Source organism: Alterinioella nitratireducens (genome assembly GCF_013155465.1).
Taxonomy (GTDB): domain Bacteria; phylum Pseudomonadota; class Alphaproteobacteria; order Rhodobacterales; family Rhodobacteraceae; genus Alterinioella; species Alterinioella nitratireducens.
In genome coordinates this window covers 102,513-128,740 of the sequence record NZ_JABJVX010000004.1, presented here as the reverse complement: position 1 = coordinate 128,740, position 26,228 = coordinate 102,513, and the positions used below count along the sequence as shown (strand labels likewise).

Sequence of the window (26,228 nt, the reverse complement as noted above, 5' to 3'; positions counted from 1 at the left end):
AACCTTTCGCTAACCCGCGCGGGCTAATCGTTAACCATGCTCGATGCCCCGCGCCCAGACAGCCTTGCCCGCACCTACACCGTCGCCTTCGAGGGGTTGGAGGCGCGCCGCGTCGAGGTGCAATGCGCCGTCACCCCCGGCCTGCCCGCCTTTTCCATCGTCGGCCTGCCCGACAAGGCGGTCTCGGAGGCGCGCGACCGGGTGCGCACGGCGCTCTCGACCATGGCGATTGCGCTGCCATCCAAGCGCGTGACGATCAACCTGTCGCCCGCCGACCTGCCCAAGGAGGGCTCGCATTTCGACCTGCCCATCGCGCTGGCGCTGTTGGGCGCGCTCGGCGTGATCCCGCAGGAGCGGGTCGAGGCGGCGATGAGCCTGGGCGAGATGTCGCTCGATGGCTCGCTCGTGGGCGTCATCGGCGCGCTGCCCACGGCGCTGGCGGCAGGCGAGGATGGCCGCGCGCTGCTGTGCCCCGCCGCCTGCGGGGCGGAAGCCGCCTGGGTCGGGGCGACGCCGGTGTTCGCGGGGCGCACCCTCGCCGAGATCATCGGCCACCTGACCGACCGCGCGCCGCTGGCCCCCGCCGAACCCGGCGAGGTGATCGCCGAGGCATCGGTGAAGGACCTGCGCGAAGTGCGCGGGCAGGAACGCGCCAAGCGGGCGCTGGAGATCGCCGCCGCCGGACGGCACCACTTCCTGATGGTGGGGGCGCCGGGGTCCGGCAAGTCGATGCTGGCCGCGCGCCTGCCCGGCCTGATGCCGCCGCTCACTGCCGCCGAGGCGCTGGAAACCTCGATGATCCATTCACTGGCGGGCCTGCTGGACGAGGGCGGAATTTCCCGCACAAGGCCTTTCCGCGCGCCGCATCACACCGCGTCGATGGCCGCGATTGTCGGCGGAGGGCGCAATGCCAAGCCGGGCGAGATCAGCCTGGCCCATAATGGTGTGCTGTTCCTGGACGAGTTCCCCGAATATGCCCGCCCCGTGCTGGAGACTCTGCGCCAACCCATCGAGACCGGCGATGTCGTGGTCGCGCGGGCCAATGCGCATGTGACCTACCCGTGCCGGTTCCTGCTGATTGCCGCCGCCAATCCCTGCCGCTGCGGCCATCTCTACGATGCCGACCAGGCCTGCGGGCGCGCGCCGCTGTGCGGTGAGGATTACATGGGCCGTATCTCGGGGCCCCTGATGGACCGGTTCGACCTGCGGCTAGAGGTGCCGCCGGTAGGGTTCACCGACCTGGACCTGCCGCCTTCGGGCGATGACAGCGCCACGGTCGCGGCCCGGATCGCGACGGCGCGCGCGGTGCAGAGCGCGCGATTCGAGGCGCTGGAGGTGACGGCGCGCGTGAATGCCGATGCCGACGGCGCGCTGTTGGAGGAGATCGCGACCCCAGACAAGGAAGGACGCGACATGCTGCTGAAGGCCGCCGACAAGTTCCGCCTCTCGGCGCGCGGCTACCACCGGATCTTGCGGGTGGCGCGCACGATTGCCGATCTGGAAGGGTCCGACGGCGTGGCGATGCCCCATATCGCCGAGGCGCTGAGTTTCCGGCTGATCGCGGCGCGGAATTGAGGGGCCGCTCCTCGCCCGCTTGCGCGCGCTCCTCGCTTCAGCCCCGTTTCGCCTCGATGGCCTGCCAGATCTTTTCGGCAATGTTCAGGCCGTCAAAGCGCTCAAGCTCCTGGATGCCGGTGGGCGAGGTCACGTTGATCTCGGTCAGCCAGCCGCCGATCACGTCGATGCCGACGAAAATCTGGCGCTTTTCGCGCAAAAGCGGCCCGATGCGGGCGCAGATCTCTCGGTCGCGCTCGGTCATCTCGACTTTTTCGGGTCGGCCGCCGACATGCATGTTGGAGCGCGTCTCGCCCTCGGCGGGCACCCGGTTGATGGCGCCCACAGGCTCCCCATCGACCAGGATGATCCGCTTGTCGCCCGCCGCCACGTCGGGCAGGAATTTCTGCGCAATGAGGGGTTCGCGGTTGAGGACGGCAAAGAGCTCATGCAGCGAATTGAGGTTGCGATCCTCGGGCGTCAGGCGGAAGACCCCCGCCCCGCCATTGCCGTAAAGCGGCTTCAGGATGATGTCGCCATGGCGCGCCTTGAAGGCCTTGAGCGTGGCCAGATCGCGCGCCACGGTCGTGGGCGGCGTGAGGTCGGGGAAGTCTAGGACCAGCAGCTTCTCGGGGTAGTTGCGGACCCAGAACGGATCATTCACCACGAGGGTTTCGGGATGGATGCGGTCGAGCAGATGCGTCGTGGTGATATAGCTCATGTCGAAGGGCGGATCCTGGCGCAGCCAGACCACGTCGAATTCGGCAAGATCGACCTCGGCCCTGTCGCCCAGGGTGAAGTGATCGCCGCGCTGTCGGCGGACCGTGAGCGGCCAGCCCCGCGCGGTGATCCGCCCCTCCTGGTAGGCGAGCTTGTCGGGGGTGTAGTAAAACAGCGAATGACCGCGCGCCTGCGCCTCCTCGGCGATGCGGAAACTGCTGTCGGCGTCGATATCGACCGCGTCGATCGGGTCCATCTGGAAGGCAATCTTGAGGGCCATGGCGCATCTCCGGGCTGGTCAGGCTGCGGCATAGATGACCCGAGTTGGCGCGAGGTGCAATGGCGGGCCTGCCGCCTCAGGCGCACATCACGTTGTCGAGGATGCAGATCCGGCCTTGCGCGTCGAGCAGCGCCACGTCGACGCGGGCATTGGTGTTGGCCCCGTCCGGCAGCGAGCCGATGTAATCCTCGGCGCTGAGGAAGATGCGGCGCAACTGGCGTTGCGACAGGCGTTCCGCGGCACGCGCGTGATCGCGGCTTTTCTTGACCTCGATGAAGATGACAACGCCATCGCGTTCGACGACAAGGTCGATCTCACCGCCCGCGCCCCGCCAGCGGCGGGAGAGAATCACATGGCCCGAGCGGGCGTAGTCGCGTGCAACCTGGTCTTCCGCCGACAACCCCGCGAGATAGGAAACCTTGCCGCTCATGTCTCATCCTCCTGCCGCGACAGTTGCAATGCCGCCTGGTATACCTGCCGCTTCGGCAACCCGGTCGCCGCCGCCACCATCGCCGCCGCATCCTTGACCGACTGGCCGACAAGGGCCTGACGCAACGCATCGTCAAGTGTTTCCGCGTCTGTTTCCACCGCGTCGCCCTTGTCGATTACGACGACGATTTCGCCCTTGAGCGCTCGATCCGCGATTCGGTCACGCAGGTCATCAATACTGCCGCGCAGCACCTCTTCGAAATGTTTCGTCAGTTCCCGGCAGATCGCGACCCGCCGGTCGCCCCCCAGACCATCCGCCAAAACATCTAACAATTTGTGAATCCGGCGCGGCGATTCGTAGAGGATCAGCGTGGCGCGGATCGGGGCCAGTTCCGCGACCCAGGTCTTCAGCGCGGCCCTGGACTGCGGCGCGAAACCCGCGAAGAGGAAACGGTCGCTTGGCAGGCCCGAGAGGCACAGCGCGGCGATGGCCGCCGAGGCCCCCGGCGCGGTGGTCACCGGCAAGCCCTCCGCAATCGCGGCGCGGGCCAGTTGGTAGCCGGGATCGGCGACCAGCGGCGTGCCGGCCTCGGAGACATAGGCCACGGATTTGCCCTCCTCGATCAGGCGCAGCACGCGGGTACGGGCGCTGTCCTTGCTGTGATCGTGATAGGCCAGAAGAGGCCGCCCGGCGACGGCGACCCCGTGGATCTCCATCAGCTTGCGGGCGGTGCGGGTATCCTCGGCCGCGATCGCATCGGCCCCGGCCAGGACATCGAGCGCGCGCAGCGTGATGTCGCGCGCCGCCCCGATCGGGGTCGCCACAAGGTAGAGGCCCGGTGCAAGGTCGTGCGCGAGCCCCTTTTTGGCGGTGGCTGGCTGATCACTCATCGCGGGCGTTTCCTGTCGTTTACTTGTGGCAATGAACCCGTGTAGGGTCCGGGCAAAACATCCCCCTCGCCGCATCGGGAGACGGCTTTCATGACCATTGCTATCAGCCTGCTTCGCCGGACGCCACGCTATCTGATCCTGACCTTCCTCGCCTTCGTGCTGGCCGCCTGCGACGTGGCCTTGCCGATCGGCGGCGCGGGCCCGCAACTGCGCAGCGGCACGCCTGTGTCGGTCGCCATGCTGCTGCCCTATGGCTCGGCCAATGCAGGCGACGAGCTGGTCGCGCGGTCGCTGGAAAACGCGGCACGGCTGGCGGCCTCGGAATTGAACGGCGTCGAGGTCGAGCTGACCGTCTACAACACGGCGGGCAATGCCGCACAGGCCGCGTCGGTGGCGCGCCAGGCGGTGCAGGACGGCGCGCAGGTCATCATCGGGCCGCTGCGCTCGGATGCCGCCGCCGCCGTTGGCGTGGCCGTCGCCAGCAGCAATATCGCGGTGCTGAGCTTCTCCAACAACACCGAAATCGCGGGCGGCAATGTCTTTGTCCTCGGCAACACCTACGAGAACACCGCCGAGCGGCTGGCGGGCTACGCGGTCACGCAGGGGCGCAACCGGGTGATGATCCTGCACGCGCAGAACCTGGCCGGCGAGGTCGCGCGCGACGCGGTGCAGAGCGCCGTTTCCCGCGCCGGCGGCACGGTCGCGGGCGTGACCAGCTACGAGTTCTCGCAAACCGGCGTGATCAACGCCATTCCCGACGTGATGGGCCAGATCCGGTCGGCGGATGCCAATGCGCTGGTGATCACCTCGGACGCCTCCGCCGCCCTGCCCCTCTTCGCGCAGCTTCTGCCGGAGAACGGGCTGGACACCGAGGCGGTGCGGGTGATGGGCCTGACCCGGTGGGATGTGCCCTCGCAGACGCTGGAGCTGTCGGGGCTGCAGGGCGGCTGGTTCGCGCTGCCCGACCCGAACGCCGCCGCCGCCTTCAACGCGCGCTACACCGCCGCCTATGGCGACGCGCCGCATGTGCTGGCCGGGATCGGCTATGACGCGATGCGCGCGGTCGGCGAAACGGCGGCAACGACCGGTGCCCTCGGGGTGACCAATCTGGCGGGCGCGACCGGCTTCAACGGGGCCGGGGGCGCGTTCCGTCTGCGCAGCACCGGCACCGTGCAGCGCGCGCTGGCCATCGCTGAAATCCAAGATCAACAGGTGGCGATCATTGACCCCGCTCCAGGACGCCTTGGCGGTCCCGGCTTCTGACCGGAACCCCCGCCTTCCCGCCATTTCATCGGACCCCGGAGAGCTTATTCTTCCGGGGTCCGAGATATTTGACGCAAGCGCCGTCGCTGACCGGCTGGATGCCGACCTGGCCGGTCTGAGCGATGCCGCTGACATCCGCGCCGCAACGGTCGCGGTGCTGAACGAGGTTCAGGACAGATCGCGCGCCGCCATCGCCGCGGCCTTCGCACAAAAGCCGCTGGCCGCGCGCCGGGTGTTGCGGGCCTATGCCCTTCTGGCCGACGGGATGGTGCGCGAGACGCTGCGCGTGGCCACCACCTATCTGCACCCCTGCCCCAACCCGACCGAGGCCGAACGCCTGGCGCTGATGGCGGTTGGCGGCTCGGGACGCGCCGAGATGGCGCCCTATTCCGACCTCGACCTGCTCTTCGTGCTGCCCTGGAAGATGACCGGATGGGCCGAGAGCGTGATCGAAAGCTGCCTCTACATCTTGTGGGATCTGCGCCTTAAGGTGGGTCACGCCAGCCGCTCGATCCCCGATTGCGTCCGGCTGGCCCGCCAGGATTTCACCATCCGCACCTCACTGCTTGAGATGCGTTATGTCGCGGGCGATGCGGGGCTGGCCGAGGATCTGACCCGCACCCTGCATGACAAGGTCTTTGCCGGCACCGTCAGCGAGTTCATCGAGGCCAAGCTGGAGGAACGCGCCGAACGGCATGAGAAACAGGGCGGCCAGCGCTACGTGGTCGAGCCGAACGTGAAGGAGGGCAAGGGCGGCCTGCGCGACCTGCAGGCGCTCTACTGGATCGCGAAATACGAGCATGACGTGCAGCGCGCGCGCGAACTGGTCGATCTCGGCGTCTTTTCGCTGGACGAATACCGCGCCTTCAATGCCGCCGAGCGGTTCCTCTGGGCGGTGCGCTGTCATCTGCACCTGATCACGGGCCGGGCGCAGAACCAGCTGACTTTCGATCTGCAGGTCGAGGTGGCCGAGCGCATCGGCTATGTCGATCACGGGGGGCGGCGGGCGGTCGAGCATTTCATGCAGGACTATTTCCGCCACGCCACCCGCGTAGGCGAGCTGACCCGCATCTTCCTGACCGCGATGGAGGCGGCGCATCTGAAGAAGGAGCCGATGCTGATCGGCCTTCTGCGCGGGGCGCGGGCGCGGCGGCGCAAGCTGAAACCGAATTTCACCGTGATCCAGGGGCGGCTGGCCATCGTCGATGACGCAGAGTTCCTGTCCGACAAGCTGAACCTTCTGCGCCTCTTCGAGGAGGCGCTGCGCACCCGCTACCTGATCCATCCCGATGCGATGCGGCTGGTGGTGGCCAACCTGCACCTCATTGACGACGAGATGCGCCGCGACAAGGTCGCCACCCGCATCTTCATGGACCTGCTGCTGAAACACGGCAATCCCGAACGCGCGCTGCGCCGGATGAACGAGCTTGGCGTGCTTGCCGCCTTCCTGCCGGAATTCGCGCCGGTCGTGGCGATGATGCAGTTCAACATGTATCACAGCTACACGGTCGACGAGCACACGATCCAGGTGATCTCGCACCTGGCACAGATCGAACGCGGCGAGGTCGAGGAGGAATTGCCGGTGGCCTCCGCCATCCTCAAGGCGGGCGTCAACCGCAAGGTCATCTACCTGGCCTGCCTGATCCATGACCTGGGCAAGGGCCGATCCGAGGATCACTCTGTCCTGGGGGCCCGGATCGCGCGGCTGATGTGCCCGCGCCTGGGTCTGAAACCCGAGGATACCGAAACCGTCGCCTGGCTGGTGCGCCATCACCTGCTGATGTCGGACATGGCGCAGAAGCGCGACATTTCCGACCCGCGAACGGTGCGCGATTTCGCCAAGGCGGTGAAGACCATCGCGCGGCTGGACCTGCTGACGGTGCTGACGGTCTGCGACATTCGCGGCGTCGGGCCGAAAGTGTGGAACAACTGGAAGGCGACGCTTCTGCGCCAACTCTACCACACCACGCGCGAGGCGCTGGAGACGGGGCTGGAGGACCTGAACCGCGACAAGCGCAAGACCGAGGCCAAGAAGGCCCTGCGCGCGCGGCTGAAAGGCTGGGACCGCAAGGCGCTGACTGCCGAGACGGGGCGCCATTACGCGCCCTATTGGCAGGGCCTGCACACCGATGCGCATGTCATCTTCGCCGAGATGCTGCGCGATATAACCGAGCACGAGATCCGCATCGAAACCGGCCTGGACGAGGATCGCGACGCCACCCGCGTCTCATTCGCGCTGGCCGATCATCCCGGCATCTTCAGCCGCATGGCGGGCGCGCTCAGCCTGGTGGGGGCCAATGTCGTCGATGCGCGCACCTTCACCACCAAGGACGGTTATGCCACCGCCGTCTTCTGGGTGCAGGACCACGAGGGCCACCCCTACGAGGAACGCCGCCTGCCCCGCCTGCGCACGATGATGGAGAAGACGCTGAAGGGCGAGGTCGTGACCTCGACCGCGATGGACCAGCGCGACAAGATCAAGAAGCGTGAACGCCGCTTCAACGTGCCGACCACGATCACCTTCGACAATGACGGATCCGAGATCTACACGATCATCGAGGTCGATACCCGCGACCGGCCCGGCCTGCTCTATGACCTGACCAAGACGCTGGCCGACAGCAATATCTACATCGCCAGCGCCGTCGTCGCGACCTTCGGCGAACAGGTGATCGACAGTTTCTACGTCAAGGACATGTTCGGGTTGAAGCTGCACAACAAGCTCAAGCAGGAGGCGCTGGAGAAGAAGCTGCGCGCCGCCATCGCCCGCGTCGCGGAACGGGCGGGCGCATGAGCGCGCGGCCCATCCGGCTGGTCTCGGGGTTCCTGACCGTGGGGGGCTGGACGCTGGTCAGCCGCGTCATGGGGTTCCTGCGCGAGATCCTGATCCTGGCGCTGATCGGCCCCGGCCCGTTGCTGGATGCCTTCGTCGCCGCCTTCCGGCTGCCCAACCTCTTCCGCCGCTTCCTGGCCGAAGGCGCGTTCAACGCGGCCTTCGTGCCGATGTATGCCAAGCGCGCCGAGGCGGGCGCGGATGCCGATGATTTCGCGCGCGAGGCGTTCGGCGGTCTCTCGGCGGTCGTGCTTGTGCTGGTCGCACTTGGCATGGTCTTCATGCCCGCGCTGGTCTGGGCCACGGCGGAGGGGTTCCGGGGCGATGAACGGTTCGACCTCGCCGTGGGCTTTGGGCGCATCGTCTTTCCCTACATCCTGTTCATGTCGCTGGCGGCGCTGTTCTCGGGCGTATTGAACGCCAATGGCCGTTTCGCCGCCGCCGCCGCCGCGCCGGTGCTGCTCAACATCTTCGCCATCGGTGCGATGACGCTTGGCGCGCTGACGGGTGGCGCGGTGATCACCTGGCTTCTCTGGGCCATTCCACTGGCGGGGGCCGCGCAACTGGCGCTGGTCTGGCGCGCGGCGGAGAAGGCGGGCGTCGTGATCCGGCCAAGCCGCCCGCGCTGGTCGCCCGAGATGAAGCACCTTGTGGCCGTGGGCCTGCCTGCCGCGCTCGCCAATGGCGTGGTGCAGATCAATCTTGTCGTGGGGCAACTGGTCGCCTCGCGCACCGAGGGCGCGGTCAGTTGGCTTTTCGCGGCCGACCGGCTCTATCAATTGCCGCTTGGCGTGGTCGGCATCGCCATCGGCATCGTGCTGCTGCCGGAGCTGTCGCGGCGGCTGAAATCGGGCGATGACGCGGGCGCTCGGTCCTCTTTCAGCCGTGCGGGCGAATTTGCCATGACCCTGACCCTGCCCTGCGCGGCGGCCTTCCTTGTCATCCCCCTGCCGCTGGTCTCGGTCCTCTATGAACGCGGCGCGACCGAGGCCAGCGACAGTGCCGCCATTGCCTCCGCCCTGGCGATCTACGGTCTCGGCCTGCCCGCCTTCGTCCTGCAAAAGCTGCAACAGCCGCTCTTCTTCGCGCGCGAGGATACGGCGCGGCCCTTCCGCTATGCGCTGGTTGCGATGGTGGTGAATGCCGCTCTCGCCTTCGGCCTCATGCCCTGGATCGGCTGGCTGGCCCCTGCCGTCGCCGCCACGGTCTCGGCCTGGGCGATGTGCGGGCTGCTGTTCTGGGGCGCGCGCAAATTCGGAGACGTCGCGCGGTTCGACGCCCGCTATATGGCGCGTCTTGGCCGGATCGTGATGGCCTCGGCTCTCATGGCGGCGTTCCTCTGGGGCCTGGCCCGCGCGCTGGCGCCGATGCTGGAAACGGGCGGCTGGCGCTACCTGGCGCTGGCGCTTCTGGTGGTGCTCGGGATCGCGGTCTACGGGGTCGCGGGGCAGGTGATGGGCGCGTTTCGCCTGTCCGATTTCCGGCAGGCCCTGCGCCGGGGCTAACGCCGCCGGATCTTGACCAGGAAGCGATGCCAGCCGCCAGGACTTAGCAGGAAGGACAGGAGGAACCCGGTCACGAAGCCGCCGAGATCGGCGACGATATCCCCGTATTGGCCGTAAAGCGTGGCAAAGAGAAGCTGGATCGCCAGCAGGATGGCGATCAGCTGGAACGCGCGGAACTGGCTGCCTCCGGTGCCGCGCAGGCCGACCCACTGGATGAAGGAAAACGCCCCGATCAGGCCATAAACACCGGGATAGCCCCCGACCAGTGCCGGACGGCTGTCCAGGATCGTGACGAAGGCCAATGCGCCGACAAGGGCCGAGATCCAGAAGATCGCGAGGAAGGCGGCGGAGGAGAACGCCTCGGCCACCAGCTTGCCAAGGGCCAGCAGGAAGACAACGACAAAGGCCGCATGAACGAAGCCGCCATGCAGCAGCGGATAGGCGATGAAGCGGAGCAGTTCATCGGGCCGGAAATTCCGGTTGGCCAGCATCCATTCCCAGACATCGTCGCGCACCGCGTAATCGGTCAGCGCCGCGATGCGCCAGCCGACCCCGTCCTGCCCGCCGAGTATTCCGGCGGCGGCAAGCTGGAACATCACCTCCAGCCCCGCGATCAGGACCGACAGGGCCACCACGGCGGGCGGGATCACGTTGAAGGGGGATGAATCGTCGCTACGCATCGTCTGTGCCTCTCGGTTGACGGGCCTTGCGCCCATGGGTAAGCGAGACGCGCGTGGATGAAAAGATGCCCCGACCGCAAGGGCACCAGCGAAGGGCGACAGCGATGACAGCCAAGTTTACCCCCCGTGTGTTCTCGGGGATGCAGCCCTCGGGGGATTTGCATCTGGGCAATTACCTGGGCGCGATGAAGCGGTGGGTCGACATGCAGAACGCCGGGACGCACGAGACCGTCTATTGCATGGTCGATCTGCACGCGATCACCGTCTGGCAGGATCCCGCCGCGCTGGCCCGCAGCACGCGCGAGCTGTGCGCGGGCTTCATCGCCGCCGGGATCGACCCGGAGAAATCCATCCTGATCAACCAGAGCCAGGTGCCGGAACACGCGCAGCTTGCCTGGATCTTCAACTGCGTCGCGCGCATGGGCTGGATGGGCCGGATGACGCAATGGAAGGACAAGGCAGGCAAGAATGCCGAGGCCGCATCGCTTGGGCTTTTCGCCTATCCGGCGCTGATGGCCGCTGACATCCTGATCTATCATGCGACCCATGTGCCGGTAGGCGAGGACCAGAAGCAGCATCTTGAGCTGACCCGCGATATCGCGGCCAAGTTCAACCATGACTACGGCGTCGATTTCTTCCCCATCACCGAACCTGTGATCGAAGGCGCCGCCACCCGCGTGATGAACCTGCGCGACGGGACCAAGAAGATGTCGAAATCCGACCCGTCCGACATGACGCGCATCAACATGACCGACGATGCCGACACGATCGCCAGGAAGATCAGGAAGGCCAAGACCGACCCCGACCCGCTGCCCGACAATCTGGGGGGGCTGGACGCACGGCCCGAGGCGCGCAACCTGGTCAATATCTGGGCCGCGCTGGCCGAAACCACGCCCGAGGCAGTGGTCGAGGCCAATGCGGGCAAGCTCTTTGGCTATTTCAAGCAGGACCTGGCCGAGATCGCGGTGGAAAAACTGGCTCCGATCGCGGATGAGATGGCCCGGCTGATGCAGGACGAGGGTGAGATCGACCGCATCCTGGCGCGCGGGGCGGACCGGGCCCGCGCGCTGAGCGCGCCGGTTCTGGAGGAAACCTACCGCATCGTCGGCATGGTCGGACGCTGATCCGAGCGGGACAAACTGCCGCAACATCTGACAGATCAGCCCTGATTTGACGCAACATTCATGCGCAAGGCACCGCCCAATCCCCGGTCCCGCGCGCTTGACCCTTGGCATTTTGAGCCTGATCGGCTAAACCCTCCTTGTTAGCGTTAACCCGCGCTTAAGACCTAAGCGGGATAGTGCACTTGCGCCTTCTCACGAGGCGCGACAGTCAATAAAAATCGACAAGGAGGAGACGGCATGTCTGACGCCAAGACACTTGCACACCCGACGCCTACACCCGTCACGCAGGCCCCCCAAGCGAAGCCCGAAACCGCGGCGGCAGCCGACAAGCCCGAGCCTGCGGCGATTCCCGTCACCATGGACTACCAGCAGGGCTTTACGTCTGGACGCTAGGCCCGATACGACGCAAGGTGCCCCCGAGATCTGAAAGGGGGCATCTGCAATGGCGACCGGCACCAATATCCGCACATATTTCGAAGGCCAATGGCATGAGGGCGACGTGCCCATCATGCGCGCCGCCGATCATGGCGCATGGGTCGGCAGCACGGTCTTCGACGGCGCGCGCTACGCCTATGGCGTCGCCCCCGACCTGATGGCACATTGCGAGCGGGTGAACCGATCGGCCCGTGCCCTGATGCTGGAGCCGACGCACTCGGCGCAGGAGATCCATGACATCACCTGGCAGGGCATCGCGCTCTATGATGCCGATACGCCGCTCTATATCCGACCGATGTATTGGGGCCTCGACGGGGACGCGACCGCGGTGGTGCCGAAATCGGACACGGTCGGGTTCTGCATCTGCCTGGAACAGATTCCGCTGGCCCCGCCAGATCGCACCGCGCGCCTGACCACGACGCAGTTCCGCCGCCCGGTGCTGGCCGACAACGTGACCAATGCCAAGGCGGGCTGCCTCTACCCCAACAACGCCCGGATGCTGGCCGAGGCGCGCGCCAAGGGCTATGACAACGCGCTGGTGGCCGATGCGATGGGCAATGTCGCCGAGACCGCCACCGCCAATATCTTCATGGTCAAGGACGGCATCGTGCGCACGCCGGTGCCAAACGGCACCTTCCTGTCCGGCATTACCCGCGCGCGCCATATCGTCAACCTGCGCGCGGCGGGCCATGACGTGCGCGAAGAGGTGCTGAGTTTCGACGATTTCCGCAGCGCGGACGAGGTTTTCATGTCCGGCAACATGTCCAAGGTCACCCCGGTGGTGGAGTTCGACGGCACCCATTACCAGGTCGGCCCGGTCGCAAGGGCCGCGCGCGATCTCTACTGGGCCTGGGCGAAGGGCGGCTAAGGCACGAACCGGCGCAGGTAGTCGTCGGAATAGTCCACCTCAAGTTCGATCCAGATCGGCAGGTGATCGGACATCTCGTAGGTGGCCCAGGTCTTGTAGGAGCGTGAGAAATCCTTGTAGGGCGCATCCCGCATCGCGTTCGCGTGAGGCCGGTAATGGTCCATGTCGCCGGGCCGGTAGACCGCGCTGCGCCAATCGAAACAGCCCTTGTTCAGAAGCCGCGTCTTGACGTGATCCTTGGTAAAGGCGATCTGGTCGTAATGCTTGGTCCCGCCCAGATTGGTCGGACCGAACAGGGGCACATGCAGCCTGCGGTCTGTCATCGCCTGCATGATGCTGTCATCAGCCGCCTCGATATTCATGTCACCAAGCAGGACATAAACCTCATCCTCGGCATTCGAACGCTTGATCAGCGCGTCGGAAATGGCCGCGATCTCGGCGGCGCGCAGGGCATGGTCGCGCGGCCCCGTGCCCCCATAGAGGATATGCGCGCTGCACAGGGTGAAGCGGAACCAGCCGGCCTGGAAACTGGCGAAGAAGGGCGAACGCGCGATCTGCCGCCCCTCGATCAGGGCCTCCTGCGGCAGCACCAACTCGCCGATCAGGTTGCGGAACCGGACCCGGTTGCGATTGTAGAGAAACGCCATGCGTTCGCGGTTGCCGGGGCCGCCCTCGGTCACGTCGGAGACGAAGAAATCCCAGGACGGCCCAAGCAGCTTCACCAACCGGCGCAGGGGGGCAAGGTCGGACTTCACCTCCTGCACGGCGCAGATGTCGAAATTGTCGATGATCTCGGCGATATAGTGAAAGCTCTCGTCCATGCGGGGGCGGCCATCGTCGAAGGCGCGGATGTTCCACGAGCCGATGATCAGCGAGTTCGACCGCCGCCGCACCCGGATCTGCAATTCCAAGTCGGCGCGCAACTCCAGCAGGCGCTGCGCGATCCAGGCCGCTTTTTCAGGCCCATAGCCCTTGAGATCGTGGTAGAATGCCATCGCGCCCCCCCCTTGCCGGTGCCATCATGCCGCAGGTCATGCGTCCGGCCCAAGGAAAATCCGGCGGTTGCGGGATGGGCCGTGCTCGGCCATGATGCCCGCCGGGGAGAGAAGGATCAGCCCATGCGCAAGTTTCTTGTCGTTCTGGACGACTCACGCGAATGTCTGAACGCGATGCGCTTTGCCGCGATGCGGGCGGCGCATACCGGCGGCGGCGTGCAGGTTCTGTCGGTGATTCCGCCCGATGAGTTCAACCACTGGATCGGCGTGGGCGAGGTCATGCGCGCCGAGGCCCGCGAGCGGATCGAGGCACATTTCAATGTCTTCGCCAAGTGGATGCGCGACAAGCAGAATGTCGACCCCGAACTGGTGATCCGCGAGGGCGTGCCGCTCGACGAGATCCTGGCGCAGGTCCGGGAAGACCGCGAGATCGGCGTGATGGTCCTGGGGGCCGGAACGGGCCGCAAGGGGCCGGGGCCGCTGGTCACGTCGCTGACCAAGAGCGCGGGCACCTTGCCGGTGCCGATCACCATCGTGCCGGGGGAGCTGTCGAAAGAGCAGCTCGAGGCGATCACCTGACCGTTTAGAACGGTTCTAAATCTTGACATTTGCGCCCCTGACGCGCATATCCGATGCAACCGCGAAGGAGTGCGCCCGATGTTCATCCAAACCGAATCCACCCCGAACCCCGCCACGCTGAAATTCCTGCCGGGCCAGCAGGTGCTGGACGCAGGCACCGCCGATTTCCCGGCGGCGGACACGGCGGGCAATTCGCCGCTGGCCAGCCGCATCTTCGGCGTCAATGGTGTGACCGGCGTGTTCCTGGGCACCGATTTCGTGACCGTGACCAAGCAGGACGGCGTCGAATGGGACCATGTGAAACCCGCCATCCTGGGCGCGATCATGGAGCATTTCCAATCCGGCGCGCCCGCCATGGAGGGCTCCGAAGGCGCGGGCGGCCATGCCGAACACAGCGGTGAGGATGCCGAGATCGTGGGCCAGATCAAGGAGTTGCTTGACACCCGCGTACGGCCTGCCGTGGCGCAGGACGGTGGCGACATCACCTTCCACGGCTTTGACCGTGGCATTGTCTACCTGCACATGCAGGGTGCCTGCGCGGGCTGCCCGTCTTCGACCGTGACGCTGAAGATGGGGATCGAGAACCTGCTGCGCCATTACATCCCCGAAGTGGTCGAGGTGCGGCCCGTTGCCGTCTGACACCCCCCTGATCCTCAGCTTCGACACATCGGCCGCGCATTGTGCGGCCGCTTTGTTGTCGGGCGACAGGGTGCTGGCGGCTCAGCAGGTGGAGATGGGCAAGGGCCAGGCCGAGGCGCTGATGCCGATGATCGAGGCGGTGATGGGCGCGGGCGGTGCGGGTCTGCGCGACCTGACCGCCATTGGCGTCGGGATCGGTCCGGGCAATTTCACCGGCGTGCGTATCTCGGTCTCGGCAGCACGGGGGCTGGCGCTGGCGCTCGGCATCCCGGCGGTCGGTGTGACGCTGCTGGAGGCGCTGCGCGAGGGCCATGACGGCCCGGTTCTGGCCAGCATCGACGCGCGGCGCGACCAGCTCTACCTGCAACGCTTTGCCGAGGGCGCGCATCGCGGCCCTGAAATGGTGGCCTTCGACGCGATTGACGATAGCTGGTCGCTTCCGGGGCTGATGTGTCTCGGCAACCGTGCCGCCGAGATAGCGACCAAGCTGAATGCCGAAACCGGCCCCGCCCCCTTTGCGCCCGCCCCTGCCATCGCCCGGATCGCGGCGCGGCGCTACCGCGACGGTGCCCCCCGCCCCGCCCCTCTCTATCTGCGCAGCCCCGATGCGGCACCCGCGCGCGATACCGGGCCGGTCCTGCTGTGACGCCCGAGGCGCTGGCCAGCCTGCACCGCGCCGGCTTCACGGTGCCGCGCCCGTGGCGGGCGGAGGAGTTCGCGGGCTTCCTGGCCGATCCCCTCTGCGACCTGATTCCCCATGATCACGGCTTCGCCCTCGTCCGCACCCTTGCAGGCGAGGCCGAGCTTCTGACCATCGCCGTTGATCCGGCGCATCGGCGCAAGGGAATCGCGCAGGGCCTGATGGGGGCCGCCCTGGACAGGGCCGCGGCGCGGGGGGGCGAGGCCATGTTTCTTGAGGTTGCCGCCGGAAACGCAGGCGCGATTGCCCTATACCAGGCGTCCGGATTCCGGCGCATCGGCCTGCGTCCCGCCTACTACGCCTGCCCCGACGGAACGCGGGCCGATGCGGTTCTGATGGCGCGAAACCTGACCTCCGGCACGGTCGCAATGCCAGAATCCGGTTGACCGCCCGCCCCCTCTTTGGCCTTAATCCCGCAGGGATCAGATGATCTTTGCGGGCGGGGCACACGCCTTTCGAACGATGCCCCGCCGCCATCCAACTCGGGAGAGACTTATATGACACTCATGAAAACCTTCCTCGGTGCCGCTGCGGCCATGGCCCTTTCGGCCGGTGCCGCGCTGGCCCAGGACCCGGCCATCATCTTCGACCTCGGCGGCAAGTTCGACCGCTCGTTCAACGAGGCCGCCTGGCGCGGGGCCGAGCAGTGGTCGGAGGAAACCGGCAATTCCTACCGCGAGATCGAGTTGCAGTCGGACGCGCAGCGCGAACAGGCGATGCGCCGCCTGGCCGAAGCGGGCTCGAACCCCATCGTCATGGCAGGCTTCAGCCAGGCCTCGGCATTGGAAGTCGTGGCCCCCGACTATCCCGACACCACCTTCGTGATCATCGACGGCGTGGTCGACGCGCCGAACGTGCGCTCGGTCGTGTTCCGGGAGGAGCAGGGCTCGTACCTGGTGGGGATGCTGGCCGCGATGGCCTCCGAGACCGGCACGGTCGGCTTTGTCGGCGGCATGGATATTCCGCTGATCAGCCGCTTTGGCTGCGGCTATGCGCAAGGCGCGCGTGCGGTCGATCCCGATATCGAGATCATCCAGAACATGACCGGCACAACGCCCGCGGCCTGGAACGACCCGGTGCGCGGCGGTGAACTGACCCGTGGCCAGATCAGCCAGGGCGCCGACGTGGTCTTCGCGGCCGCAGGCGGCACCGGCCTGGGCGTCCTGCAAACCGCGGCGGATGAGGGCATTCTGGGTATTGGCGTGGACAGCAACCAGAACCACCTGCATCCCGGCTCGGTCCTGACCTCGATGCTGAAGCGCGTCGATGTGGCCGTCTATGACGCTTTCTCGACTCCCGTCGAGGAGATCGAGACCGGCCTGCACTTCTTTGGCCTCGAAGAAGACGGCGTGGGCTATGCGCTGGACGAGAACAACGCCGACCTGATCACCGAAGAGATGCAGGCGCGTGTGGCCGAGGCCCGCGACGCGATCATCTCCGGCGAGATCGAGGTGCATAACTACTCGGATGACGGGGCCTGCCCGGTGATGTGATCGCCACAGCCCTGACATGACAAGGACGGGCCGCCCGGTGCAAGGGGCGGCCCGTTTTCTGTTGCCTCGGCGCTGGACAGGGGGAAGTGCTGTGGTAACGTCTGAGTCTGCCCGGGCGGCGGGCCGGAAAGACCAACAAGACCACGCGGGACAGAGATCAGCCAATGACAGACGCCCAATCGGACAGCGCGCCCTATGCCATCGAGCTCAAGGGCATTTCCAAGGCCTTCGGGCCGGTCCAGGCCAACAAGGACATCTCGATCAAGGTCCGCAAGGGCACAATCCACGGCATCGTGGGTGAAAACGGGGCCGGAAAATCGACGCTGATGTCGATCCTCTACGGGTTCTACAAGGCCGATGAGGGCGAGATCTTCATCAATGGCACCCTGACCCCGATCCCCGACAGCCAGGCCGCGATCCGCGCGGGCATCGGCATGGTCCACCAGCATTTCAAGCTGGTCGAGAATTTCACCGTTGTCGAGAATGTCATCCTGGGGGCCGAGGATGGCGCGCTGCTGAAGCCCTCGGTCGCCAAGGCGCGCAAGCTGCTGACCGAACTGGCGGCGGAATATGAGCTGCATGTCGATCCCGATGCGATCATCGAGGATCTCAGCGTCGGTCACCAGCAGCGGGTCGAGATCCTGAAACAGCTCTACCGCGAGGCGGACATCCTGATCCTGGACGAACCCACCGGGGTTCTGACGCCCGCCGAGGCCGATCAGCTTTTCCGCATCCTCGGACGTCTCAAGGACGAGGGCAAGACGATCATCATGATCACCCACAAGCTGCGCGAGATCATGGATGTGACCGATACCGTCAGCGTCATGCGGCGCGGCGAGATGACCGCGACGGTCAAGACCGCCGACAGCAGCCCCGAGGAACTGGCCGAACTGATGGTGGGGCGCAAGGTTCTCTTGCGGGTGGACAAGTCCCCGACGAAACCGGGCCAGACGGTCCTGCAAGTGCGCGACCTGGTGGTGCATGACGAACAGAAGGTCGAACGGCTGAAAGGCGTCAGTTTCGAGATCAGGGCCGGCGAGGTCCTGGGCATCGCGGGGGTGTCCGGCAATGGCCAGACCGAGTTGCTGGAAGTGCTCGGCGGCATGATCGCCGCGACCAGCGGCGAGATCGTCCTGAACGGCGACAGCATCGACCTGACCGGGGCGAAATCCGACGGCCAGAGCCGCCGCAAGCGTGGCATCGCGCATGTGCCCGAGGACCGCCAGCGCGAGGGGCTGATCATGAATTTCGCGGCGTGGGAAAACGTCGCCTTCGGCTATCACCACGATCCGAAATACCAGAAGAACCGCCTTTTCATGGACAATGCCGCGATGAAGCGCGACACGGCCGAAAAGATGGAACATTACGACGTGCGCCCGCCCGATCCGATGTTGCAGGCCAAGAATTTCTCGGGCGGCAACCAGCAGAAGATCGTCGTCGCCCGCGAGATCGAGCGCAACCCGGACCTGCTGCTGGTCGGGCAGCCGACGCGGGGCGTGGATATCGGCGCGATCGAGTTCATCCACAAGCAGATCATTGCCCTGCGCGACGAGGGCAAGGCGATCTTGCTGGTCTCGGTCGAGCTGGACGAGATCTTCTCGCTATCGGACCGCATCGCGGTGATGTTCGACGGGCGCATCATGGGCGAGCGCCTGCCGGACGAGACCAATGAGGGGGAACTCGGCCTGCTGATGGCCGGTGTGACCAAGGGGGCCGCGTAATGGACAAGATGCCGAGATGGGCCGACGTGGCGCTGATCCCCTTCATCAATCTGGTGCTGGCATTGGCGGTGTCGGCGCTGGTCGTGCTCTATATCGGCGAAAGCCCGGTCGAGGCATTGCAGGTCATGATCCGGGGCTCCGTCGGCAGCGCCTATGGATGGGGCTTTACCCTCTATTACGCCACCAACTTCATCTTCACCGGGCTTGGCGTGGCGGTGGCCTTCCACGCCCGCATGTTCAATATCGGCGGCGAGGGGCAGGCCGCGTTGGGCGGGCTTGGCGTGGCCATGGTCAGTCTCTACATCCCCTGGCCGCATTGGTCGCTGGCGCTGCTCGGCGCGACGATCGGGGCGGCGATCTTCGGGGCGGCCTGGGCCGCGATCCCGGCCTATCTGCAGGCCAAGCGCGGCAGCCATATCGTGATCACCACGATCATGTTCAACTTCATCGCCTCGGCGCTGCTGGTCTACCTGCTGGTCAACGTCTTTCGCGTGCCCGGCAACATGGCCCCGGAAACGGCGCGCTTTGCCGAGGGCGCGCGCCTGCCCAATGCCTATGATGTCGCGCCCTGGCTCGGCTTCAGCCGCTCGACCCCCCTCAACGTCTCGTTCTTCGTCGCCGTCGCCGCCTGTATCGGGGTCTGGCTGATGATCTGGCGCACCCGGCTCGGCTACGAGATCCGGGCCTACGGGTTTTCCGAACCCGGTGCGGTCTATGCCGGCATCAACCCGGTGCGGATCATCATGATCTCGATGCTGGTCTCGGGCGGGCTGAGCGGTCTGATGGCGATCAATTCGGTGATGGGCGAGGCCGAACGGCTGGTCATCGACCCGGTGCAGGGCGCGGGGTTCGTCGGCATCGCGGTGGCGCTGATGGGCCGCTCGCACCCCGTCGGCGTGTTCCTGGCGGCACTCCTCTTCGGGATGCTCTACCAGGGCGGGGCCGAGCTGGAGTTCGAGATGCCCGCCGTGAGCCGCGAGATGCTCCTGGTGATCCAGGCCTTGGTGATCCTCTTTACCGGCGCATTGGACAATATGGTGCGCACACCCGTCGCGCGGGTGTTCCTCAGCCTCAGGAGGGAGAGGGCATGATCCTCGAACGGCTGCCCAACCTGCTGATCGCCGGGGCTGCGCACCTGACCGGCGTTCTGTCATCCGGCCCCGGTGTCGCGCTGATCCTGGTCTGCGGCTTCCTGATCTCGTTCCTCGGGCACGGGGCATGGGCCGTCGCGCTGTCCTTGGCCCCGTTCCGCGCGCCCAATGCCCGCGCCAGGGCCGGGGTCGAAGGCGCGCTTGGCGTGTTCTTTGCCTTTGCCGCCTTCAAACTTGCCACCAGCCGGAGCTGAGCCATGGATTTCGCAACCATCCTCCAACTGCTCGACTCGACCGTCCGATCGGCGACGCCGCTGCTGCTGGCCTGCCTGGCGGGGCTCTATTCGGAGCGCTCGGGCATTTTCGATATCGGGCTCGAGGGCAAGATGCTGATCTCGGCCTTCTTCTCGGCCTCGGTCGCGGCCTTCACCGGCAATGTCTGGATCGGCCTTCTGGCGGGCATCGCCGCGTCCATGGTCTTTGCGGCGCTGCACGGGCTGGCCTCGATCACCTTCCGGGGCAACCAGCTGATCTCGGGCGTGGCGATCAACTTCCTTGCTGCCGGGATGACCGTGGTGCTTGGCGATAGCTGGTTCCAGCTTGGCGGCCGCACGCCGCAACTGGTGGGCGATGGCCGGTTCCGCGACATCACCCTGCCCTTTGCCGAGGCAATCGCCGACGTGCCCCTGGTCGGGCCGATCTATTCCGACCTCATCTCGGGCCATTCGATCCTGGTCTACATGGCCTTCTTCTTCGTGCCGCTGACGTGGTGGGTCCTCTACCGCACCCGGTTCGGGCTGCGCCTGCGGGCCGTGGGCGAAAACCCCGCCGCGGTCGATACCGCCGGGATCTCGGTCGTGCGGGCGCGCTATTCGGCCGTGTTGATCTGTGGCGTGCTGACCGGCATCGCGGGGGCCTACCTTGCCACCAGCCTGGCCGCCGGGTTCAACAAGGACATGAGCGCGGGCCGTGGCTTTATCGCGCTGGCCGCCCTCATCTTTGCCAAATGGCGGCCCTGGTATGCGCTTTATGCCAGCCTGCTCTTCGGTCTGCTGGACGCGGTGGGGGCGCGGTATCAGAACATCGCGATTGGCGAATTCGTGATCCCGGTGCAGTTCATGCAGGCGCTGCCCTATATCCTGACCGTGGTGATCCTGGCGGGCTTCGTCGGCAAGGCGATTCCGCCACGCGCCGGCGGCGAGCCTTACGTGAAGGAGCGCTGAGATGGCCGGGCTCGACCGTGTGCTTGCAACCATCCGCGACCGTGCGGGGGCCGATCCGGTCGCCATCGGCCTGATCCTCGGCTCGGGCCTGGGGCACCTGGCCGACGCGGTCGAGGGCGTGGCGATCGACTATGCCGACCTACCGGGATTTCCCCATGCGGGCGTGTCGGGTCACAATCCCAAGCTGGTCATCGGCGATCTGGAGGGCACGCGTGTCGCCGTCTTCGGGGGCCGCGCGCATTACTACGAAAGCGGGCGCGGCGATGCGATGCGCTTTCCGCTGGAGGTGCTGCACGCGCTTGGGGCCGAGGCGCTGATTGCCACGAATGCGGCAGGCTCCATGCGGCCCGATATCCAGCCCGGCGACCTGATGCTGCTGAGCGATCACATCAATTTCTCGGGCCTCAATCCGCTGATCGGGGAAGCCTCGGACCGGCGCTTCGTGCCGATGACGGACGCCTATGATCCGGCGATCCGCCGCGCCCTGCAGGCCGCCGCCATCGCCGAGGACATCGCGCTGTCCGAAGGCGTCTATGCCTGGTATTCCGGCCCCTCCTTCGAGACCCCCGCTGAGATCAACGCGATCCGCATCCTGGGTGCCGATGCCGTCGGCATGTCGACCGTTCCGGAGGTCATCCTGGCCCGGTTCCTGGGGCTGAAGGCGGCCGCGATCTCGACCGTGACCAACATGGCGGCGGGCCTCAGCGACGAGTCCATCAGCCACGAGCACACCAAGAGATGGCCCCGCTTGGCGCGGCCAAGCTGGAAAAGATCTTGCGCCGGTATCTGCGCGCGACCTGACGCGCGATCCCCGGCGGCGCGGGTTTTTCGCACCGGCCCCGAACCCAAGGGCCGATTGCTCCGATCTGTCGCAGGCAGGGGCCCGCGTGCGTGACTGGCAATGGCGCGCGGGTCAGGCTAAGGGACATGCACGTATAAGGAAATGCGCCGCACATGTTGATCTACCTTCCCATCGCAGAAGTCAGCGTAAACGCGTTTCTTTTGCTTGGGCTTGGCGGGCTGGTCGGCATCCTGTCGGGCATGTTCGGCGTCGGCGGCGGGTTCTTGATGACGCCGCTCTTGTTCTTCATCGGCATCCCGCCCGCCGTCGCGGTGGCGACCGAGGCGAACCAGATCGTCGCCTCCTCCTTTTCCGGCGTGCTGGCGCATTTCAAGCGCAAGACGGTCGATCTGAAGATGGGCGGCGTGCTGCTGGTTGGCGGGCTGATCGGTGCCGCGCTCGGTGTGCAGCTTTTCAATGCGCTGCGCGCCATCGGGCAGGTCGATCTGCTGGTCAAGCTGTCCTACGTGGTTTTCCTCGGCATCATCGGCGCGCTGATGTTCGTCGAAAGCCTGAACGCCATCGCCAAGTCCCGCAAGGCCAGCGGCCCACCACCGCGCCGCCACCATCGCGGCTGGATCCATGCCCTGCCCTTCAAGACCCGGTTCCGCACCTCGGGCCTCTACCTCAGCGTCATTCCGCCGCTCCTGGTCGGGGTCGCGGTCGGTGTGCTGGCCGCGATCATGGGCGTCGGCGGTGGCTTCATCATGGTGCCCGCGATGATCTATATCCTCGGCATGCCCACCAAGGTCGTGGTCGGCACGTCGCTGTTCCAGATCATCTTCGTCACCGCCTTTTCGACGCTTCTGCACGCGACCACGAACTTTACCGTCGACATGGTTCTGGCGGTGCTGCTGCTGGTCGGCGGCGTCGTCGGCGCACAGGTGGGCGCGCGGATCGGTGTCTACCTCAAGGCCGAACAATTGCGCATCCTGCTGGCGATCATGGTGCTGGCGGTCTGCGGCAAGCTGGCCTTCGACCTGTTGGTGCAACCGGCCGAGCTGTTCTCGATCGGCATGGAAGGGTCGCATTGAAACGGCTCGCCCTCATATGTGCGCTGATGCTGGCCCCCCTCGCAGGGCTGGCGCAGGAAGACGACGAAACCCCGCCCGAATCCATCGTGGTCGGCCTCAGCCAGGAATCCGTCGCCATCACCGCGAATTTCAACGGCTCGGAAATCCTCGTCTTCGGGGCGGTGCGGCGAGACGGACCGGTGGAGGGCGAAGACCCGCTGGAGGTCATCATCTCCATCGAGGGCCCTCCGCGCCCCGCCACCGTGCGCCGGATGGACCGCAATTACGGCATCTGGATGAATGTCGAGTCGGTCGAGATCGACGCCGCCCCCACTTTCTATGCGGTCGCCACGACCGCGCCTTTCAACGAGGTGATCACATCGACCGAGGACCTGCGCCATCGCATCTCGATCCCGCGCGCGATCCGGGCCGTGGGCACCGGCAGCGACAGGCCCGCCGATTTCACCCAGGCCGTGATCCGCATCCGCTCCGATGCGGGGCTCTACCAGGTGCTGGAAAACACGGTCACGCTGCGCGGCGAAACCCTGTTCAACACCTCCATCGCGCTGCCCGCCAACCTGGTCGAGGGCGATTACCGCGCGCGCATCTTCCTGACCCGCGGGCGCGAGGTGGTGTCGAGCTACACCGCCGCCATCGAGGTGCGCAAGGTCGGGCTGGAACGGCTGATCTACACGCTGGCGCATGAACGCCCGCTGGTCTACGGGCTGCTGTCGCTGGTGATCGCCATCGCGGCGGGCTGGTCGGCCTCGGCGGTGTTCCGGTATATCCGCAGCAATTGAGCGGCGCGCAAGGCCTGTCGACAGGCCTTGGAAAGAAGGGCCGTCGACGGCCCTTCCACGCGGTTTCGAAACCGCGTGGAATACGCCGCGCCGACGCGGCGCCCCCTCAGCCTCGGCCAACAAATGGCATCTTCGTCGCCATCACGGTCATCGACTGCACATTCGCCCCCGGCGGCAGGCTGGCCATATGCAGCACGGCGCGGGCGACATCCTCCACCTCCATGATCGGCGGTTCTTCCTGGCCGAGCGCCCGCGCCCCCTCCGCCACGCTTTCAAGGAGCGGCGTGCGCGCATTGCCGATGTCGATCTGACCGGCGGCGATGTCATAGGGCCGCCCATCAAGGCTCAGCGTCCTGGTCAGGCCAGTCACGCCATGCTTGGTGGTCGTGTAGCAGACCGATCCGGGGCGCGGGGAATGGGCGCTGATCGAGCCGTTATTGATGATCCGCCCGCCCTGTGGCACCTGCGCCCGCATCTGGCCGAATGCCACGCGGGCCGCATTGAACATGCCGGTCAGGTTCACGGCGAGGCTGGCGGCCCAATCTTCCGGGTCGATTTCGTCTATGGTGCCCTGCGGCGCGAAGATGCCCGCATTGTTGAACAGCGCATCGAGCCGGCCGAAGCGGGCCACCAGCGCCGCCACTGCGCCCTGCATGGCGGCCAGGTCGGTCACATCGGCGGGCAGGATCAGCGCTTCTTCGTGGCCCTCCGCCACCGCCTCCAGCGCCTGCCGCCGCCGTGCCAGCAGACCGACTTGCCAGCCCGCGCCAAGGAACGCCTGCGCCGTCGCCCGGCCAATGCCCGAACTTGCCCCGGTGATCAGGATCACGCCCATCTCATATCCCCTCCAGATCGTCCTGCGCTTGCAGCGTCAGCGGCGTCACCGGCACCTCCAGATCGTCGGTGCCAAGCGGCGTGGTCGGTTTCGACAGGGCATAGCGCCGGATCCAGATCAACCGCTCCTCCGCCCGCGTGATCGCGACATAGGCCAGCCGCTTCCACAGGGCCTGCCCCGCCTCCATCCGCCCCATCCGCGCCGCGCCGTAGAGGTCGGGCGCGAAGACCTGCACATCCTTCCACTGCGACCCTTGCGCCTTGTGGATGGTTACCGCCGCCCCGTGCAGGAACGCCGCCCCCATGCGCGCGGCATAGGGGATGAAGGGCTCCTCCTCATCCGGTTTCTCGATCTTGACGATGGAGGCCGCCGACAGTTGCGGGCTCTCCGCCCCGACCACGTGCAGACGCGAAAAGCCGGGCTTGCGCCCCGGTCCCAGGTAGACCACCTGCGCGCCCTTGATCAGGCCGCGCGCCTCCAGGTCGATGCGCTTCTTGCGGTGCTTCACGGGCAACTCGATGCCGTCGCAAATGAGCGGCTCGCCGGGCAAGAGCGCATCCTCGGGCGCGCCATGCGCCAGCCGGAAGGCCCGGATCAGCCGGATACGCGTGGCATTGCGCCAGACCAGGACCGGGCTGCGCGCCATCAGGTCGCTATCGGCCCGTGCGCCCAACACGATCCGCTCATCGCGGGCTGCCGCCTCCTCGACCATGCGTTCGAACTGCTCAAAGCCGAGGTCCGGATCGCCAAGCGCATGGGCCAGGTCCAGGATCGGGTTATCCGCCTCCTGCCGGTGAATGCGGCGAAGCTCCAGCTTGCGCGGGCCCGAGAGCCGGTCGAACACCATCTCACCCGATTGACCGACAGGGGCCAATTGCGCCGGGTCGCCGAAAAGCACCAGCATCGGAAAGATCTCGCGCAGATCGTCCAGCTGTTTCTCATCCAGCATCGAGCTTTCATCGACGAAGCCGATATCCAAGCCGTCCTCGCGCCGTTTCCAGCCGGTGATGAAATCCGAGCCGCGCAGCCCCGCAGCCGCCAGCGCCGCGGGCACCGATTTATGCGCGTCATAGACCAGCTTGGCGCGGTCCAGCATGGCCTCGGTCAGTGCCTCGATCTCGGGGCGCTCGCCCTGGCCCGCCAGCCATTCCGCGACCTTCTCGTATTCCGGGTCATAGACAGGCGTATAGAGGATGCGGTGAATGGTGGTCGCGGGCACGCCGCGGGTGCGCAACACGGAGGCCGCCTTGTTCGTGGGGGCCAGGATGGCCAGGGTGCGCCGGTCGCGCCGCCGCTTGCCCTCCCAATCGCCCGAGACCAGCTCCACACCCAGGCCCTCCAGCGCGGTGACAAGCTCGGCCAACAGCAAGGTCTTGCCGCTGCCCGCCTTGCCGATCACGGCCATGACCTGCGCCTTGCCCTCGGCTGCGGGCAGAAGCGTCTCGGCCTCCAGATCGACACCGACCTTGCGCATGGCCTCGGCCAGCGCATCGAAGGCCGCCGCCTGATCGTCCGAAAATGTCACTGCCGCGCCTGCCATGGGGCCACCCTACCGGCAAGGAAATCGGGCCACCATGCGAAAACCGCGTCTGATCATCTTCTTGGTGCAAATACTCACCGGCGCAACAGCGGTCACAACCACCATGGTCAGTTGGACTCATCGCCCCCTGATCCTGTCCATGGAAATGCGGCGCAAGGAGGGCTGCCAAACGCGGCCTG

General features: G+C 66.4%; 25 protein-coding genes and 1 pseudogene. 19 read left to right on the top strand and 7 right to left on the bottom strand.

Annotated elements, in window-relative coordinates:
* The first annotated feature begins 36 nt into the window (after positions 1 to 36).
* Positions 37 to 1,575 (top strand): YifB family Mg chelatase-like AAA ATPase, encoded by a 1,539-nt coding sequence (locus HNS34_RS08315; protein WP_172319593.1) that lies wholly within the window; start codon positions 37 to 39, stop codon positions 1,573 to 1,575.
* A gap of 37 nt (positions 1,576 to 1,612) precedes the next feature.
* Here the strand turns inward: HNS34_RS08315 and gshB are convergent, their stop codons facing one another.
* From gshB to rsmI, 3 genes are all read right to left on the bottom strand, one after another.
* Positions 1,613 to 2,554, bottom strand: a complete 942-nt coding sequence (gene gshB / locus HNS34_RS08310; RefSeq protein ID WP_172319592.1) for a glutathione synthase — start codon at positions 2,552 to 2,554, stop codon at positions 1,613 to 1,615.
* A 76-nt stretch (positions 2,555 to 2,630) separates the two neighbouring features.
* Entirely contained in the window at positions 2,631 to 2,984 is a 354-nt protein-coding gene (locus tag HNS34_RS08305) for a YraN family protein (protein WP_172319591.1), read from the bottom strand.
* Positions 2,981 to 3,874 (bottom strand): 16S rRNA (cytidine(1402)-2'-O)-methyltransferase, encoded by an 894-nt coding sequence (gene rsmI, locus HNS34_RS08300; RefSeq protein ID WP_172319590.1) that lies wholly within the window; start codon positions 3,872 to 3,874, stop codon positions 2,981 to 2,983. The genes HNS34_RS08305 and rsmI overlap by 4 nt, the downstream gene beginning before the upstream one ends.
* A gap of 90 nt (positions 3,875 to 3,964) precedes the next feature.
* Between rsmI and HNS34_RS08295 the strand changes: the two genes are divergently transcribed.
* Genes HNS34_RS08295 through murJ form a run of 3 tightly spaced genes read left to right on the top strand, consistent with a single transcriptional unit; the run spans position 3,965 to position 9,472 of the window.
* Positions 3,965 to 5,137, top strand: coding sequence for a penicillin-binding protein activator (locus tag HNS34_RS08295; RefSeq protein ID WP_172319589.1), 1,173 nt, complete (start codon positions 3,965 to 3,967; stop codon positions 5,135 to 5,137).
* On the top strand, positions 5,097 to 7,928 hold the full coding sequence (locus HNS34_RS08290; protein ID WP_172319588.1) for a [protein-PII] uridylyltransferase: 2,832 nt from the start codon (positions 5,097 to 5,099) through the stop codon (positions 7,926 to 7,928). The genes HNS34_RS08295 and HNS34_RS08290 overlap by 41 nt, the downstream gene beginning before the upstream one ends.
* Positions 7,925 to 9,472, top strand: coding sequence for a murein biosynthesis integral membrane protein MurJ (gene murJ / locus HNS34_RS08285; protein ID WP_172319587.1), 1,548 nt, complete (start codon positions 7,925 to 7,927; stop codon positions 9,470 to 9,472). The genes HNS34_RS08290 and murJ overlap by 4 nt, the downstream gene beginning before the upstream one ends.
* Here the strand turns inward: murJ and HNS34_RS08280 are convergent.
* Positions 9,469 to 10,152, bottom strand: a complete 684-nt coding sequence (locus HNS34_RS08280) for a rhomboid family intramembrane serine protease (protein WP_172319586.1) — start codon at positions 10,150 to 10,152, stop codon at positions 9,469 to 9,471. The two genes, murJ and HNS34_RS08280, sit on opposite strands and share 4 nt — an antisense overlap.
* Before the next feature lie 104 nt (positions 10,153 to 10,256).
* Here HNS34_RS08280 and trpS point away from each other — a divergent pair, with 104 nt between their 5' ends.
* The 3 genes from trpS (at position 10,257) to HNS34_RS08265 (ending at position 12,579) form a co-directional block, all read left to right on the top strand.
* Entirely contained in the window at positions 10,257 to 11,276 is a 1,020-nt protein-coding gene (gene trpS / locus HNS34_RS08275) for a tryptophan--tRNA ligase (protein WP_172319585.1), read from the top strand.
* A gap of 237 nt (positions 11,277 to 11,513) precedes the next feature.
* The gene (locus HNS34_RS08270) at positions 11,514 to 11,669 is read left to right on the top strand and encodes a hypothetical protein (RefSeq protein WP_172319584.1); all 156 of its coding nucleotides are present in this window, start codon (positions 11,514 to 11,516) and stop codon (positions 11,667 to 11,669) included.
* Between the two features lie 49 nt (positions 11,670 to 11,718).
* Positions 11,719 to 12,579, top strand: coding sequence for a branched-chain amino acid aminotransferase (locus tag HNS34_RS08265; RefSeq protein ID WP_172319583.1), 861 nt, complete (start codon positions 11,719 to 11,721; stop codon positions 12,577 to 12,579).
* On the opposite strand, the gene HNS34_RS08260 is transcribed toward HNS34_RS08265, so the two are convergent.
* A complete protein-coding gene (locus HNS34_RS08260; protein WP_172319582.1) occupies positions 12,576 to 13,574 on the bottom strand; it encodes an endonuclease/exonuclease/phosphatase family protein in 999 nt (332 codons plus the stop codon). The genes HNS34_RS08265 and HNS34_RS08260 overlap by 4 nt on opposite strands.
* Positions 13,575 to 13,697: 123 nt before the next feature.
* Between HNS34_RS08260 and HNS34_RS08255 the strand changes: the two genes are divergently transcribed.
* From HNS34_RS08255 to HNS34_RS08200, 12 genes and pseudogenes are all read left to right on the top strand, one after another.
* Positions 13,698 to 14,153 (top strand): universal stress protein, encoded by a 456-nt coding sequence (locus HNS34_RS08255; protein ID WP_172319581.1) that lies wholly within the window; start codon positions 13,698 to 13,700, stop codon positions 14,151 to 14,153.
* A gap of 78 nt (positions 14,154 to 14,231) precedes the next feature.
* Positions 14,232 to 14,792 carry a NifU family protein gene (locus HNS34_RS08250; protein WP_172319580.1) on the top strand — a complete coding sequence of 187 codons (561 nt, stop codon included), beginning with the start codon at positions 14,232 to 14,234 and terminating at the stop codon, positions 14,790 to 14,792.
* A complete protein-coding gene (tsaB, locus tag HNS34_RS08245; RefSeq protein WP_172319579.1) occupies positions 14,782 to 15,438 on the top strand; it encodes a tRNA (adenosine(37)-N6)-threonylcarbamoyltransferase complex dimerization subunit type 1 TsaB in 657 nt (218 codons plus the stop codon). The genes HNS34_RS08250 and tsaB overlap by 11 nt, the downstream gene beginning before the upstream one ends.
* Positions 15,435 to 15,878, top strand: coding sequence for a GNAT family N-acetyltransferase (locus HNS34_RS08240; RefSeq protein WP_172319578.1), 444 nt, complete (start codon positions 15,435 to 15,437; stop codon positions 15,876 to 15,878). Before tsaB ends, HNS34_RS08240 begins: the two co-directional genes overlap by 4 nt.
* Before the next feature lie 111 nt (positions 15,879 to 15,989).
* Positions 15,990 to 16,985 (top strand): BMP family lipoprotein, encoded by a 996-nt coding sequence (locus HNS34_RS08235; protein WP_172319577.1) that lies wholly within the window; start codon positions 15,990 to 15,992, stop codon positions 16,983 to 16,985.
* A gap of 164 nt (positions 16,986 to 17,149) precedes the next feature.
* Complete coding sequence (locus HNS34_RS08230; RefSeq protein ID WP_172319576.1) at positions 17,150 to 18,706, top strand: ABC transporter ATP-binding protein; 1,557 nt, start codon at positions 17,150 to 17,152, stop codon at positions 18,704 to 18,706.
* Entirely contained in the window at positions 18,706 to 19,797 is a 1,092-nt protein-coding gene (locus tag HNS34_RS08225) for an ABC transporter permease (RefSeq protein ID WP_172319575.1), read from the top strand. The genes HNS34_RS08230 and HNS34_RS08225 overlap by 1 nt, the downstream gene beginning before the upstream one ends.
* Complete coding sequence (locus tag HNS34_RS08220; protein WP_172319574.1) at positions 19,794 to 20,051, top strand: hypothetical protein; 258 nt, start codon at positions 19,794 to 19,796, stop codon at positions 20,049 to 20,051. The genes HNS34_RS08225 and HNS34_RS08220 overlap by 4 nt, the downstream gene beginning before the upstream one ends.
* Before the next feature lie 3 nt (positions 20,052 to 20,054).
* The gene (locus HNS34_RS08215; RefSeq protein WP_172319573.1) at positions 20,055 to 21,020 is read left to right on the top strand and encodes an ABC transporter permease; all 966 of its coding nucleotides are present in this window, start codon (positions 20,055 to 20,057) and stop codon (positions 21,018 to 21,020) included.
* Between the two features lies 1 nt (position 21,021).
* Positions 21,022 to 21,821, top strand: a pseudogene (locus tag HNS34_RS08210) (purine-nucleoside phosphorylase).
* Between the two features lie 153 nt (positions 21,822 to 21,974).
* The gene (locus HNS34_RS08205; protein WP_172319571.1) at positions 21,975 to 22,895 is read left to right on the top strand and encodes a sulfite exporter TauE/SafE family protein; all 921 of its coding nucleotides are present in this window, start codon (positions 21,975 to 21,977) and stop codon (positions 22,893 to 22,895) included.
* Positions 22,896 to 22,921: 26 nt separating this feature from the next.
* Positions 22,922 to 23,674, top strand: a complete 753-nt coding sequence (locus HNS34_RS08200; RefSeq protein WP_172319570.1) for a TIGR02186 family protein — start codon at positions 22,922 to 22,924, stop codon at positions 23,672 to 23,674.
* A gap of 106 nt (positions 23,675 to 23,780) precedes the next feature.
* On the opposite strand, the gene HNS34_RS08195 is transcribed toward HNS34_RS08200, so the two are convergent.
* On the bottom strand, positions 23,781 to 24,509 hold the full coding sequence (locus HNS34_RS08195; protein WP_172319569.1) for an SDR family oxidoreductase: 729 nt from the start codon (positions 24,507 to 24,509) through the stop codon (positions 23,781 to 23,783).
* 1 nt (position 24,510) lies between these two features.
* The gene (locus HNS34_RS08190; RefSeq protein ID WP_172319568.1) at positions 24,511 to 26,049 is read right to left on the bottom strand and encodes an ATP-dependent DNA helicase; all 1,539 of its coding nucleotides are present in this window, start codon (positions 26,047 to 26,049) and stop codon (positions 24,511 to 24,513) included.
* Positions 26,050 to 26,228: the final 179 nt, after the last annotated feature.